The 13,801-nt window shown below is 69.7% G+C and carries 13 protein-coding genes; 8 read left to right on the forward strand and 5 right to left on the reverse strand.

Features of this window, described 5'->3' with window-relative positions; genetic code table 11:
* Window positions 1-83 precede the first annotated feature (83 nt).
* From JKG67_RS03450 to JKG67_RS03475, 6 genes are read left to right on the forward strand one after another with little or no spacing between them, the layout of a single operon-like run.
* A complete protein-coding gene (locus JKG67_RS03450; RefSeq protein ID WP_203335819.1) occupies window positions 84-917 on the forward strand; it encodes an SDR family oxidoreductase in 834 nt (277 codons plus the stop codon).
* The gene (locus JKG67_RS03455; RefSeq protein ID WP_203335820.1) at window positions 914-2,098 is read left to right on the forward strand and encodes an acyl-CoA dehydrogenase family protein; all 1,185 of its coding nucleotides are present in this window, start codon (window positions 914-916) and stop codon (window positions 2,096-2,098) included. The genes JKG67_RS03450 and JKG67_RS03455 overlap by 4 nt, the downstream gene beginning before the upstream one ends.
* Before the next feature lie 15 nt (window positions 2,099-2,113).
* A complete protein-coding gene (locus JKG67_RS03460) occupies window positions 2,114-3,196 on the forward strand; it encodes an acyl-CoA dehydrogenase family protein (protein ID WP_203335821.1) in 1,083 nt (360 codons plus the stop codon).
* Between the two features lie 54 nt (window positions 3,197-3,250).
* Window positions 3,251-4,819, forward strand: coding sequence for a circularly permuted type 2 ATP-grasp protein (locus tag JKG67_RS03465; protein ID WP_203335822.1), 1,569 nt, complete (start codon window positions 3,251-3,253; stop codon window positions 4,817-4,819).
* The gene (locus tag JKG67_RS03470) at window positions 4,813-5,739 is read left to right on the forward strand and encodes an alpha-E domain-containing protein (protein ID WP_203335823.1); all 927 of its coding nucleotides are present in this window, start codon (window positions 4,813-4,815) and stop codon (window positions 5,737-5,739) included. The genes JKG67_RS03465 and JKG67_RS03470 overlap by 7 nt, the downstream gene beginning before the upstream one ends.
* Window positions 5,740-5,744: 5 nt before the next feature.
* A complete protein-coding gene (locus tag JKG67_RS03475; protein ID WP_203335824.1) occupies window positions 5,745-6,584 on the forward strand; it encodes a transglutaminase family protein in 840 nt (279 codons plus the stop codon).
* Window positions 6,585-6,588: 4 nt separating this feature from the next.
* On the opposite strand, the gene JKG67_RS03480 is transcribed toward JKG67_RS03475, so the two are convergent.
* Together JKG67_RS03480 and JKG67_RS03485 are read right to left on the reverse strand one after the other, a co-directional pair.
* The gene (locus JKG67_RS03480; protein WP_203335825.1) at window positions 6,589-6,864 is read right to left on the reverse strand and encodes a DUF1876 domain-containing protein; all 276 of its coding nucleotides are present in this window, start codon (window positions 6,862-6,864) and stop codon (window positions 6,589-6,591) included.
* A 95-nt stretch (window positions 6,865-6,959) separates the two neighbouring features.
* Window positions 6,960-8,087 (reverse strand): YycP family beta-propeller protein, encoded by a 1,128-nt coding sequence (locus JKG67_RS03485; protein ID WP_203335826.1) that lies wholly within the window; start codon window positions 8,085-8,087, stop codon window positions 6,960-6,962.
* Window positions 8,088-8,239: 152 nt separating this feature from the next.
* Between JKG67_RS03485 and JKG67_RS03490 the strand changes: the two genes are divergently transcribed.
* Window positions 8,240-8,737, forward strand: a complete 498-nt coding sequence (locus JKG67_RS03490; RefSeq protein ID WP_203335827.1) for a hypothetical protein — start codon at window positions 8,240-8,242, stop codon at window positions 8,735-8,737.
* Between the two features lie 8 nt (window positions 8,738-8,745).
* Here the strand turns inward: JKG67_RS03490 and JKG67_RS03495 are convergent, their stop codons facing one another.
* The 3 genes from JKG67_RS03495 to JKG67_RS03505 are packed head-to-tail and all read right to left on the reverse strand — an operon-like array spanning window position 8,746 to window position 12,953.
* Window positions 8,746-10,203, reverse strand: a complete 1,458-nt coding sequence (locus JKG67_RS03495; protein WP_203335828.1) for an LVIVD repeat-containing protein — start codon at window positions 10,201-10,203, stop codon at window positions 8,746-8,748.
* A gap of 3 nt (window positions 10,204-10,206) precedes the next feature.
* Entirely contained in the window at window positions 10,207-11,310 is a 1,104-nt protein-coding gene (locus tag JKG67_RS03500) for an NAD(P)H-dependent flavin oxidoreductase (RefSeq protein ID WP_203335829.1), read from the reverse strand.
* Complete coding sequence (locus JKG67_RS03505; protein ID WP_203335830.1) at window positions 11,310-12,953, reverse strand: acyl-CoA synthetase; 1,644 nt, start codon at window positions 12,951-12,953, stop codon at window positions 11,310-11,312. The genes JKG67_RS03500 and JKG67_RS03505 overlap by 1 nt, the downstream gene beginning before the upstream one ends.
* A 49-nt stretch (window positions 12,954-13,002) precedes the next feature.
* Here JKG67_RS03505 and JKG67_RS03510 point away from each other — a divergent pair, with 49 nt between their 5' ends.
* The gene (locus tag JKG67_RS03510) at window positions 13,003-13,797 is read left to right on the forward strand and encodes a crotonase/enoyl-CoA hydratase family protein (RefSeq protein ID WP_203335831.1); all 795 of its coding nucleotides are present in this window, start codon (window positions 13,003-13,005) and stop codon (window positions 13,795-13,797) included.
* Window positions 13,798-13,801 lie beyond the last annotated feature (4 nt).

Raw genomic sequence — 13,801 nt, forward strand, 5'->3', positions numbered from 1 at the left:
GAGAACAGGTTATAGTTTTTCTGTCGCCGGTGCCACCCCAACGCACCGACTTATCTCCAAGGTACGCCGATCAGGAGGCCGCTGTGGGTTCCCAGCTCCGAGACCGGTTCAGCGCGCGCACAGCCATCGTCACCGGTGCCGGCTCCGGCATCGGCGCCGCACTCGCCCGGGCCCTGGCCGAGGCCGACGCGATCGTGCACTGCGTGGACATCGACGCTGCTGCAGCCGCCCGAACCGCGGAGGCGATCGGCGGCACCGCCCACACCTGCGACGTCACCGACGCGATCGCCGTCCAGGCCCTGGTGGACCGGGTGGTGGCCGAGCACGGGCGTCTGGACCTGCTCTTCAACAACGCCGGGATCAGCTTCCTCGGCGAGACCGAGGACCTCACCCTGGCCCAGTGGGACGCGATCATCGACGTCAACATCCGGGGCGTCGTGCACGGCGTGGCCGCCGCCTACCCGCAGATGATCCGGCAGGGCCACGGGCACATCGTCAACACCGCGTCGATGGGCGGGCTGATGGCGGCCGGCCTGCTGACGTCGTACGTGATGACCAAGCACGCGGTCGTCGGCCTCTCCCTGGCACTGCGCACCGAGGCCGCCGACAGGGGCGTCGGAGTCACCGTGGTCTGCCCCGCAGCCGTCGACACTCCGATCCTGGACAAGGGCCAGCTCGGCCCCGTCCGTGGTCGCGACTACTTCCTCCGCGGCCAGGGCATCAAACGCCCGGTCGACCCCGACCAGTTGGCCGCCAAGGTGCTGGCCGCGGTCGCCGCCGACAAGCCGTACCTGGTCGAACCACGCCAGGGCCGGATCGCCTGGCGGATCGGTCGCCTCTCCCCCGCGCTGGCCAACCGGCTGGCCACCCGCTTCGTCCGTCAACAACGCCTCGACGCCCAGGAGACCCTCGTATGAAACTGACCCTCACCCCCGAGCAGCAGGCCCTGCGGGCCGAGCTCACCGCCTACTTCGCCGATCTGGTCACCCCGGAGATCCGCGCCGGGCTCTCCTCGGCGACCGGTGAGTTCGGTGAGGCCGGGGTCTACCGCGAGGTGATCCGGCAGGTCGGCAAGGACGGCTGGCTGGGCATCGGCTGGCCGACCGAGTACGGCGGTCAGGGGCGCTCGATGACCGAGCAGCTGATCTTCACCGACGTCGCCGCGGTGGCCGGCGTACCGATCCCCTACCTGACCCTGAACACCGTCGGCCCGACGATCATGCGGTTCGGCACCCCGGAGCAGAAGGAGTACTTCCTGCCCCGGATCCTGGCCGGTGAGCTGCACTTCTCGATCGGCTACTCCGAGCCCAGCTCCGGCACCGACCTCGCCTCGCTGCAGACCAAGGCGGTGCTCGAAGGCGACGAGTGGGTGATCAACGGTCAGAAGATGTGGACCTCACTGATCCAGTACGCCGACTGGATCTGGCTGGCCTGCCGGACCGAGGAGCAGCCGCGCCACAAGGGCCTGTCGATGATCCTGGTGCCTGCCGACGCGCCCGGCGTCTCCTACACCCCGGTGCACACCGTCGCCGGCGTCGGCACCAGCGCCACCTACTACACCGATGTCCGGGTGCCGGCGTCGAACCTGGTCAGCGAGCGCGGCGGCGGTTGGGCACTGATGACCAACCAGCTCAACCACGAGCGGGTGGCGCTCACCTCGGCCGCCCCGTTGGTGCACTCGGTGCAGCTGGTGCGGGACTGGGCGTCGGAGACCCGGCTGCCCAACGGCAACCGGGTGATCGACACCGAGTGGGTCCAGGCCGCGCTGGGACGCGCTCACGCCCGCGTGGACGCCCTCTCGCTGATCAACTGGAAGCTCGCAGCCGACGCCGACCACGGCGTCGCCCTCTCCCCGGCCGAGGCCTCGGCGACCAAGATCTACGGCTCCGAGCTGGCCACCGAGGTGTACCGGGTGTTGATGGAGATCGTCGGCCCGCACGCCGGACTGACCGCCGACTCCCCCGGCGCGGTGCTGGCCGGCCGCCTGGAGCGCTACCACCGCTCATCGCTGGTGATGACGTTCGGCGGCGGCACCAACGAGATCCAACGAGACATCATCGGCTACGTCGGCCTCGGCCTGCCCGCCGCCAAGCGCTGACCGCGAGGAGACACCATGGACTTCCGATTCACCCCCGAATCCGACGAGGCCGCGTCGCTGGCCGCCTCGATCCTGCATGACCTGGCCACCAACGAACGGATGAAGCAGGTCGAGGCCGGCGGCGACCGCTTCGACCGCGACCTGCTCCGCAGTCTCGGCGAGGCCGGGCTGATCTCGCTGGCCATCCCCGAGGCGCATGGTGGCGCCGGACTCGGCCTGGTGGAGCTGTGCCGGGTGCTGGTCGAGGTCGGCCGCACGGTCGCACCGGTGCCGCTGGCCGGGCACGGCGCCTGCGCGCTGCTGCTGGCCGAGTCCGGTACGCCGGAGCAGCAGGCCGCCTGGCTGCCCGGCGCCGCCACCGGTGACCTGCTGCTGGCCGGTGCGGTGGCCGAGGCGCACGCCCACCTGCCCACCGAGCCGACCGTCACCGCCGCCGGGACGGACTCCCTGAACGGGGTCAAGACCCTGGTCCGGGCCGGGATGGCCGCCGACGCGTTCCTGGTCACCGCGACCGGGCCCAGCGGCCCCGGGGTCTACCTGGTGGCCGCATCCGCGACCGGGGTGGACCGGCAGCCGCAGCGCACCAGCGACGGCGACCTCTCGGCGCTGGTCACCTTCACCGATGCCAAGGCCACCCGGGTCGGCGACGGGGCCGCGGTGCAGCGACTGGGTCAACTCCTCACCGTCTGTGCGGCGGCCGAGCAGCTCGGGGTGACCGAGGGCGCGCTGGCGCTGACCACGGCGTACTCGAAGAGCCGAGAGCAGTTCAACCGGCCGATCGGCACCTTCCAGGCCGTCGCCCACCGGCTCGCCGACGGGTTCATCGACGTGCTCGGCCAGCGGCTCACCCTGTGGCAGGCGGTCTGGCGGCTCGCCGAGGGGCTGCCGGCGACCACCGAGGTGGCGGTGGCCAAGCTCTGGGCCGCCGACGCAGGTCACCGGCTCGCGCACACCTGTGTGCACGTGCACGGTGGTGTCGGCATCGATCTCGACGGCGAGGCGCACCGGTTCTTCACCAGCGCCAAGCGGTTCGAGTTCCTGTTCGGCGCGGCGACCGAGCAGGCGTTGACGATCGGTGCGGAGTTCGCTTCCGTCTGAGGCCTGTCGTACGACCGCAACCGGGTCGTAACCTGAGCCGCCTACCATGCGCTCATGGAGGCGGCGGTCGAATGGTTCCCCACCCTCACCCCGGGTGGTGCCTATGACGAGATGTTCGATGGCGACCAGTTGCGTCCGGAGTACCGGCGCCTCCAGGAGACTCTGGAGGCGCTGCCGGCCACCGAGTTGCGCAGCCGGATCGACACCCTGGCCACCTCCTACCTGGACCAGGGCGTCACCTTCGACATCGGCGGCGAGGAGCGGGCCTTCCCGATCGACATCCTGCCCCGGATCATCGAGATGGAGACCTGGAGCACCGTCGAGGCCGGCGTGCAGCAGCGGGTCCGCGCCCTGGAGGCGTTCCTGGCCGACGTCTACGACACCGGGAGGTGCTTCGACGACCGGGTCATCCCCCGCCGCGAGGTGACCTCCTCGGAGCACTACCACCGGGAGGCGGCCTCGGTGGAGGCCGCGAACGGGGTGCGCTGCCATGTGGCCGGGATCGACCTGATCCGCGACGACGACGGCCACTTCCGGGTGCTGGAGGACAACGTCCGGGTGCCCTCGGGCGTCTCCTATGTGATGACGAACCGGCGGGCCATCAGTTCCGCGCTGCCCGAGGCGATCGCCCAGCACCGGATCCGACCGGTCGCCGGCTATCCGCAACGGCTGCTGGCCGCGCTGCGTGCCGCCGCCCCGGCCGGAGTCGCCGACCCGACCGTGGTGGTACTCACCCCCGGGGTCTTCAACAGCGCCTACTTCGAGCACGCGCTGCTGGCCCGGACAATGGGCGTGGAACTGGTCGAGGGCCGCGACCTGGAGTGTCGACGCGGTCGGGTGCTGATGCGGACCACGCACGGCCTGGAGCCGGTGCACGTGATCTATCGACGGATCGACGACGAGTTCCTGGACCCGGTGCAGTTCCGGGCCGACTCGCTGCTCGGCTGCCCCGGGCTGATCAACGCTGCCCGGGCGGGCAACGTGACGCTGGCCAACGCCGTCGGCAACGGTGTCGCCGACGACAAACTGGTCTACACCTACGTGCCCGACCTGATCCGCTACTACCTGTCCGAGGAGCCGATCCTGGCCAACGTGGACACCTGGCGGCTCGGGGACGCAGACAGCCGCGAGGAAGTGCTGGACCGGCTCGATGAGCTGGTGCTCAAACCCGTGGACGGCTCCGGCGGGAAGGGGATCGTGATCGGCCCGGCGGCCAGTCGTGCCGAGCTCGACCGGCTCCGGGCGGCGGTGATCGCCTCCCCGCGTGGCTGGATCGCCCAGCCGGTGGTGCAGCTGTCGACGGTGCCGACGTACGCCGACGGGGCGATGCGGCCGCGGCACGTGGACCTGCGCCCGTTCGCGGTCAACGACGGGGAGCGGATCTGGGTGCTGCCCGGCGGCCTCACCCGGGTGGCGTTGCCCGAGGGTGAGCTGATCGTGAACTCCTCCCGTGGCGGCGGCTCCAAGGACACCTGGGTGCTGGCCGGGCAGGGGCGGGCCTGGTCCAGCCCGTCGGCCCCCGCGCCGACGGCGCCCGAATCACCCCCACCGGTCAGCGGTCCGGCGCTGACCGACCTCACCAGCCAGCAGCAACAGCAGCAGCAGCAGGGGGCGTCATGCTGAGCCGGATCGCGGAGTCGATGTTCTGGATCGGCCGGTACGTCGAGCGGGCCGAGGACACCGCCCGGATCCTTGACGTGCAGACCCAGATGCTGCTCGAGGAGCCCGGGGTCGACGTGCCCGAGGACTGCCGCACACTGCTGTCCATCATGGGCTCCCCGCCCCCCGAGGACCCCGACCTGGGGGTGCCCGAGGTGTTGGAACTGCTCGCCTACCGGCGTGATTCACCGGCCTCGATCGCGGCCAGTCTGGCCGCTGCCCGGGAGAGCGCCCGGCGGGCCCGGGAGACGCTGTCGGAGCCGATGTGGGAGGCCATCAACACGACCTACCGCTCGATCGGATCCGGCTACTTCCGATCGCTGCAGCCGGCCCGCGGGTTCCGCTGGGTACGCGATCAGGCGGCCCTGGTCAACGGCACCGCGGATGCCACCATGACCCGCGATGACGGCTGGCAGTTCCTGGTGCTCGGACGAGCCATCGAACGCGCGGACATGACCTCCCGACTGTTGGCGAGCGCGTCGCTGTCGCACGGGCAGGCGTGGACCACCACGCTGCGTGCCTGCGGCGCCCACGAGTCGTTCCTGCGGGCCTACAAAGGGCTGGAGACGGACCGGGAGGCGGCGGAGTTCCTGCTGCTGGACCGGCTCTTCCCGCGGTCCATCGTCTATTCGATCAGCCGCGCGGAGCAGTGCCTGACGAATCTGGAGTCGACCGGTCAGCGGGCCGGTTTCGAGAACGACGCGCACCGGTTGCTCGGCCGGATCCGGGCCGAGTTGGAGTACCGCTCGCTCAGCGACGTGCTCGCCGACCTGCCGAGCGCGATGGAGCGGCTGCAGCACGCCTGCGCCGCGGCGACCGAGGCGATCACACACCGTTTCTTCGCCGGCTCCGAGGCGCTGATCTGGCGCGGGGCACGGGGGTGAGCGGCATGCAGTTGCGGATCGTGCACACCACCGGCTTCTCCTACGACGACCTGGTCAGCGCGTCGTACAACGAGGCGAGGCTGACTCCGCAGACCACCACCGAGCAGCTGGTGGTGCACTCGCGGGTGGACGTGACCCCGCATCCGTGGACCTACACCTACCGGGACTACTGGGGCAGCATGGTGACCGCCTTCGAGGTGCTCGACCCGCACCGGGAGCTGACGGTCACGGCCACGTCGACGGTGCACACCCAGCGGCCCGCCGAACGCCCCGCCACCCTCGACTGGGCCGACCTGCGGGAGCAGGCGGTCACCGACGACCTGGCCGAGTACGTCGCGGCCCCCGACCGGGTGGCCCCACCCGACGAACTGGCCCGGGCGACCCGCGACCTTGTCGCCGGCAGCGACCGGCCCGGCGACGTGGCCAAGGCGGTCTGCTCGCTGGTGCACTCCGAGATCGAGTACCTGCCCGGCTCCACCCATGTGCATGCCCGGGCGGCCGAGGCGTGGGAGCAGCGCAGCGGCGTCTGTCAGGACATGGCGCACCTGGTGATCGGGGCGCTGCGCACCGTCGGGATCCCGGCCCGGTACGTGTCCGGCTACCTGCTGCCCACGGCCCAGCCTGCCGTAGGGGAGCAGACCCACGGCGAGTCACACGCCTGGGTCGAGTGGTGGGACGACGGGTGGCGCGCCTTCGACCCCACCAACGCCCAGCCGCCGGGCGAGTGCCACGTCACCGTCGCGACGGGGCGTGACTACGCCGACGTGCGGCCACTGAACGGCATCTACACCGGGGCCGCCGCCTCGCAGATGTTCGTCGAGGTGCAGATGACTCGCCTGGCCTGACTGATCAGAGGCTGAGCGACCGGGGTGGGGTGTGGGTCTTGCGCTCGATGTCCTCGGCCGCCACACCCAGCAACTGGTGTGCCAGATCCGACAGCGCCCGGGCTGCGGCGAGTTCGTCGCCGATCCGCGGGGCGGCCTCGTCGCGGGGGTGTTTGCGGCTGAATCCGCGGCCCTTGAGCCACTTCTCCTCGCCCTTGCCGACGTCCAGTACGGCGTCGGCGTAGGTGTCGTCACCTTGCTCGTCGAGGACCAGGTTCACGGTCCAGGTCTTGGTGGTCATGACGCCTCCTCGTGCCTGTCCGGCCACGGCCGGTCCGTGGTCATCTCCAGTCTGCTCCGGAGGCGGTAACCACGCCATCGCGGCCGCGGTGGCCGCTACGAACCGTCCCCCGGCACCAGCACCGGTGTCGAGGCGAGCCACTCGTCCCACGACCGGCTCGCCTGCCGCAGGCCGGTCACCGTGATGTCGTGCCGCACCTCTCCGGTGGCCACGTCGACGACCTCGATCCTGGGATCGGCATCGTCGTAGAAGTGCCACCGCACCACCTGGTCGCCCTGCACACCGACCGAGGTGGTGTACGCCGCCTGGTCACCGGCGAGCACGTCGCGGGTCTCGCCCGTGGCCAGGTCCACGGCGACCACGGCACCCTCATTCGAGCGGGAGAGGACCAGTTCGTCCCCGATCACTCCTCGCGGCCAGAACGAGTAGCGGCCGGACGGCAGCACTTCGGTGAGTGGCTGCACCGTCACCGCCGCGGTGACGGGATCGATGGTGACGATCGAGTCGACCCGCCGGCCAGCGTCGTCACGCACCTTGGCCAAGGAGACCAGCGAGTCCTGGACGCAGAAGAGTTCGACGTCTCGAAGCTGGACGCCGGCTGCCCGCAGCGGCCCGACCGTGGAGACGTCCAACTCGTCCGCAGTGACGGTGACCCGGACCAGGCGCCGGTCCGCCGGGCCGTCCCCCCAGTTGGTGACCACGAAGTAGCCGGCGTCGGCGCAGCCGCCGTAGGCGCGAATGTCGCCGGTCAGCTCACCGACCAGCGGCGTGCCTCGTCCGTCCCAGGCGGAGATACCGAAGTGGTAGTCGTCGGTGCCCAGAGTGCCGACGTTGAACACCTGGAGCGCATAGCCGGCGACCATGCCGCCCCACTCCCCCAGGTCGAACTCGGCTCCCCGCGACGTCCTGGTGACCGAGTCGCTGCCTACGAACAGCTCGTCGGTTCGGTCGGCGAGGAAGAGCCCGTCGTCGCCCACCAGCACACTGCCCGCGTCCATGCCTCTCGTCGGGACCTCCCAGAACTGCCCGTCCGCGTCCACCAGCACCAGTCGCCCGTGCTTCGGTCCCGACTTGATGTCGGAGTGGGTGAAATGCCCGGCCACGACGGCGCCCTCGTGTCCGCGACCGTCCCCCTCGTCCGCGAACAGCGCGCAGCCGGCCAGCAGCCAGCAGGTGAGGGTGACGAGCAGCACCGGGGTGCCGTTGATGGCCCGAGCGATCATCGCCACTGTCTACCACGGGGACGCAGGGATCCGACGCGTCGCGTCGTACTGCCTACGCACTACGGTTGGAGTGGCTACACGAACATCGTGCTCAACTCGGGCATGGTCGGTTCGAACACAAAGTTCAGGCTCACGTGATGGAGGTGGACGCCGTGCGTGCACACACAGGCCACCCAAAGCGTCATCGCCTGGCCCTGGGCGTGGTGATGCTACTGGCACTCGCGGTTGCTGCCTGCTCTCCCGCCGAGCGCTCGATCGGCATCGATGCGGGCGAGGTGGCCCAGGTCGATCTGTTCTTCTACGACTACAGCCCGTCACCGACCGAGGTCAGACGCACGTCCATCACCGACCGAGGCTTGATCGAGGAACTTGTGAAGGCGTTCACGGCCATGCCGGTCCGAGCCTCGCGACACGCCGAGGTCGACCTGCGTGGCCACCCTGCCGCAGGCGTTCGGTTCGTTCAGCACGATGGCACCGCCGTGGAACTCACGCAGGTGTTCGTCGACGCCCACCAGGTGGTCATCTTCTGGCAGGACGGGTCACGCAGTGCAACCCCCTGGGGCAGACCACTCGTGGACTATTACGCCGACCTCGGAGAGACGAGCACCGATGTCACCACCACCGAGGTCCCGGTCGCGAAGGTTCCATGACCCACGATTCAGCGCAGCAGCGCCGCCGCCCGGTGGGTGAGCCTGACCGCATGGAAGCCGCTGTTGGCGTCGGTGTACCAGAGGGTGGCGTTGTCGACGTCCCAAGCCGGCTGGGACAGGGCATTGGCCCCGGCACCGGTCGGCGCGTTGAAGTAGGCCACCTCGCGCGGCCGGGTCAGGTCGCTGATGTCGAAGACGCGCAGCCCGGACCCGATCATCGAGCAGGCAGCCAATCTCGGGTTGTCCCGGGTCGGCACCGAGCAGTAGTGCGCGGAGTAGCCGCCGATCGGGGTCTCGGTGCCGGGATCGGCGAACAGGTCGTCGTCGCGGTGCTCGGGCTGGTGCACCTCCAGGCGCAGGTCCGACACCACGTGCGGCTTGCGGGGATCCTGGACGTCGATGATCCGCGCCGCACCGACCGGGCCGTTGCGCAGATCCACCTTGAGCCCGTCGTCGAAGAGATCGGTGAACTCGTCGACCTCGAGCAGGTACTGGCGCCCGTCACGGGTGAACGGCTCGGCCACCTGCGGGATCGAGACGGTCGGCCAACTCAGTTCGGACAGTTGGTGCACCTTCGGGAAGAGTTTCCGGTCCTGGACCTCGGAGACGTCGTAGATGCGCAGGCCGGGTCGGTCCAGGATGCTGTTGGTGGTGAAGGTGCCCATGTCGGCGACGTACATCGTCCGACCATCGTCGGAGAACCGCAGCCCGTGGAAGATGCCCATCGGCTTGCTGAACACCACCCGCGGCAGCCACGGCAGAGTCAGGTCGACCGCGGTCACCGTGTGTCCGGCAGCGCCGGCCGACCAGAAGGTGCGCCCGTCGGGCGAGAAGCCACTCTCGTGGCCCAGTACGCCGGAGAGGGTGCTCGACATCAGTCGCGGTTTGCGGCAGTCGCGGCTGACGTCGTACACGTCGAGGATCCCGGGAGCGGTGAGCAGGTTGCCCATCACCGCCACCAGCAGGCCGCGCTCCTCGTTGAGCAGCAGCGACTCGTGCGGGCTGAGCATCGCCGGGGTGACCAGGTTGGCGGTCTTGCGTGGGTTGGCCGGGTCGTTCATGTCCAGCACCACCACGCCCAGCCCGGTGCCGCCGAGCAGGTTGGTGAGCGCATCGACCGGGAACATCCGCGTCGAGTCGTAGTAGGCGCAGGTGTTGCCGGCGTTGTCGGTGTGCCGGATCACCTTGAAGCCGCCGGTCGTCCCGTGCCCGGAGACCCGTTCGGTGTTGCAGGTGTAACCCTGGGCCGCCCGGCCACTGGCGTGATCGGTGGCGGGCACCCGGCCCTGGATCGAGGTCTCCGGCATCGATCCGGGCCCGCACTGGGCCCGCGGCACCGGAGGTGGCGTGTGCTCTTCCGAACCCACGGCCGTGACCGCGCCGGCGACGACGACGCTGGCCGCAGCCGCCACCACCGCGAACCGCCGCCACACAGGCAGGCGTACGACGTCGCCGAGCGCGCTCACAGCTCAGATCCCGGCGATGGAGTCGAGGCGCTTCACTGACGCCTCGAACTCGGCGACAAGTTCCGCCATCACCTCGGCCACCGGGCGCACCTCGTTGGTGCGGCCGACGATCTGGCCGGCCGGCATCGAGATGGTCTCCGGGTCGTCGCCACGGTTCATCCGGTTGTGCGCGTCGGCGACCAGCAGGTTCTGCAGCGGCATCGGCAGCGGTGCCGGCGCGTCCTCGGCCTCCCACGCTTGAGTCCACTTGGTCTTCAGCAGTCGGGCCGGCTTGCCGGTGTAGACCCGCGACCGGACCGTGTCACCGGAGCCGGCGCGCAGCAGCGCGTCGCGGATCCCGGTGCCCTCGGAGAGGTCGTACTCGGCCACCGTCAGCCACAGTGAGCCGGTCCAGACCCCTTGGGAGCCCAGCGCCAGCGACGCGGCCACCTGACGGCCCGATCCGATGCCACCGGCGCCCAGCACCGGCACGTCGGGGCCGACCGCGTCGACGATCTCGGGGGTGAGCACCATCGAGGCGATCTCGCCGGTGTGGCCGCCGGCCTCGTATCCCTGGGCGACGATGATGTCGACGCCGTTGGCCACGTGCGAGAGCGCGTGCTTGGCTGCGCCGGCCAGCGCGGCCACCTTGACGCCGGCGGCGTGCGCCTGCTCGATCACGTCGACCGGCGGGGAGCCGAGCGCGTTCGCGATCAGCACCGGCCGGTGCGCGAGCGCGATGTCGACGTGGGATCGGGCCACCGAGTGCAGCCAGCCCAGCACGCCCTCGCGACCCTCGCCCTCGGGCAACGGCGGAACGCCCAACTGCTGCAGGGTCCGCTCCACGAATGACATGTGCTCGTCGGGGATCATCGCCTTCAGGTCGATCGCCGCACCTTCGGTGGGGATCTTCATCGGCATCACGACGTCGACGCCGTACGGCTTGCCGTCGGTGTTCTCGTCGAGCCAGGTCAGCGTCTTGTCGAGTTCGTCGGGGTCGTTGAATCGGACGCAGCCGAGAACGCCGAGCCCACCGGCGCGCGACACGGCGGCGGCGACCTTCTCCGACGGGGTGAACGCGAAGATCGGGTACTCGATGCCGAACTCTTCACACAGCGGGGTCCTCATCAGGCGTTCGCTCCTGCGTCGTCGAGGCGGATGTTCTCGGCCAGCGCCATCTCCTTGGCCTTCGGGTACTGGGCCTTGCCGGTGGCGTTGCGGGGGATCTCGTCGACCAGGGTCAGCACCCGGGGCAGCTTGTAGCCGGACAGGTGGTCGCGCAGGAAGGTGCGCAGGTCCTCCAGTTCGACGGTCCCGCCCTCCTTGGGCTGCACCACCGCCGCGACGGTCTGGCCCCACTTCTCGTCGGGCAGGCCGACCACCAGGCTGTCGTAGACACCCGGGTGCGCCTTGATGGCCATCTCCACCTCTTCGGGGTAGACCTTCTCGCCGCCGGTGTTGATGCAGTTGGAGCCGCGGCCCAGCAACGTCATCCGGTTGCCCTCCTCGAGCCGGGCGAAGTCACCGGGGATCGAGTAGCGGGTCCCGTCGATCTCCACGAAGGTCTTCGCGGACTTCTCCGGGTCCTTGTAGTAGCCGACCGGCACGTTGCCACCGCGGGCGGTGCGGCCGATCTTGCCGACGTCGGTGGCCGGGTCGAGGATGGTGCCGTCGTCGCCGATCACCACCGTGCTGGGTCCGATCCCCACCACCGGGCCGTCGGTGCTCAGCGCGCTCTTGTCCTGCAGTCCGGTGCCCTGGAAGCCGGTCTCGGAGGAGCCGATCGAGTCGGTGAAGATCGCGTTCGGGAACTTCTCCATCCAGCGGGCCTTGAGCGACGGACTGAAGACCGCCGCACTGCTGGCGATGGCGAACAGGGTCTGACCGCTGAAGTTGCCGGCCTCGAAGGCCTCGATCAGGGGACGGGCCATCGCGTCGCCGGTCATGAACATCATCTGGGCGCCGGTGGCGTCGATGATCTCCCAGGTGCGGACCGGGTCGAACTTGGGCTCGAGCACGGTGAGGTGGCCGGCGAAGAGGTGCATCAGCAGGCTGGCCTGGGCACCTCCGTGCATCAGCGGGCTCAGCGGGAAGGTGGTCATCCGGCCGTCCTGCTTGGCCTGCTCGGACTGGTCGAACTCACTGAGCGGCTCGCCGGTCATGAAGTCGATGCCGCCGCCGAGGACGCGCCAGAAGTCCTCGTGCCGCCACATCACGCCCTTGGGGAAGCCGGTGGTGCCGCCGGTGTAGATGATGTGCAGGTCGTCGGCGCTGCGGGCACCGAAGTCCCGCTCGCTGCTCTGACCGGCCATCGCGTCGGCGATCATCACCCCGCCGAAGGCGGAGATGTCGGAGGCGTCGTCGGGCTCCAAGGGATCGGGCAGCACCACGAAGGTCTTCAGCAGTTCGTGCTTGGGAGCGACCTCGGCGACCAGCGGGGCATAGGTGCGGTCGAGCACCAGGCCCTTGAGGTCGGCGTTGTCGAAGATGTAGTCGAGCTCGCCGGCGACGTAGCGGTAGTTGACGTTGACCGCCACCGCCCGCACCTTGAGGATCGCCAGCAGAGCGATGACGTGCTCGATGCTGTTCTTGGCGTAGAGCCCCACATGGTCGCCGGCACCGATTCCCTGGGCCGTGAGGTGGTGGGCGAGCCGGTTGGCATCAGCCTCCAGTTCACCGTAGGAGATGTATCTCTCCCCCACCAGGAGCGCCCTGTTGTCGGGTGCTGCGTCGACTGCGTGCTCGAAGAGGTCAGCGATGTTGAGAGCCATGTCACAGAACACTAGAACACGTTCTCGTTTTCCGCTAGTGTTCGGACACATGAACTCTGCTGCGCCGCACTGTCTGGTCGAGTTGGTCGGTCACACCCTGGTGGTCACTCTGAACCGCCCGGAGGCCCGCAACGCGCTCTCCACCGAGATGCTGGAGATCATGAGTCAGGCCTGGGACCGGGCCAACACCGACCCCGAGGTACGCGTGGTGATCCTCACCGGCGCAGGCGGCGCCTTCTGCGCCGGCGCGGACCTGAAGGCGATGTCGGCGAAGCCACCGTCGGACTCCTTCGAGTCCGGCGAGTATGACCCCAGCGTGATCAAGTCACTGCTCAAGGGCTTCCGGCTCACCAAGCCGCTGATCGCAGCGGTGGAGGGGGCGGCGATCGCCGGCGGCACCGAGATCCTCACCGCAACCGACATTCGGATCGCCGGCGAGTCCGCCCGGTTCGGCGTCTCCGAGGCCAAATGGGGCCTCTACCCGCTCGGCGGCTCGGTGGTCCGGCTGCCACGGCAGATCCCGTACACGGTGGCGATGGACCTGCTGCTCACCGGCCGGCACATCAGGGCCGCCGAGGCCAAGGAGCTCGGCCTGATCGGACACGTGGTCCCCGACGGCGAGGCCCTGGCCAAGGCCCACGAGATCGCGGACCTGATCGCCGCCAACGGGCCACTGTCGGTGCAGGCGATCATCAAGACCGTCCGCGACTCCGAGGGCCGCCACGAGGACGACTGCTGGATCGACGACGCCAAGGTCGGGGCGGCGGTCTTCTCCTCCGACGACGCCAAGATCGGACCGCGCGCCTTCGCCAACCGGGAGAAGCCGGAGTTCACCGGCCGCTGACCGC

The sequence above is a fragment of the Nocardioides limicola genome, from assembly GCF_016827675.1.
GTDB lineage: Bacteria > Actinomycetota > Actinomycetes > Propionibacteriales > Nocardioidaceae > Nocardioides > Nocardioides limicola.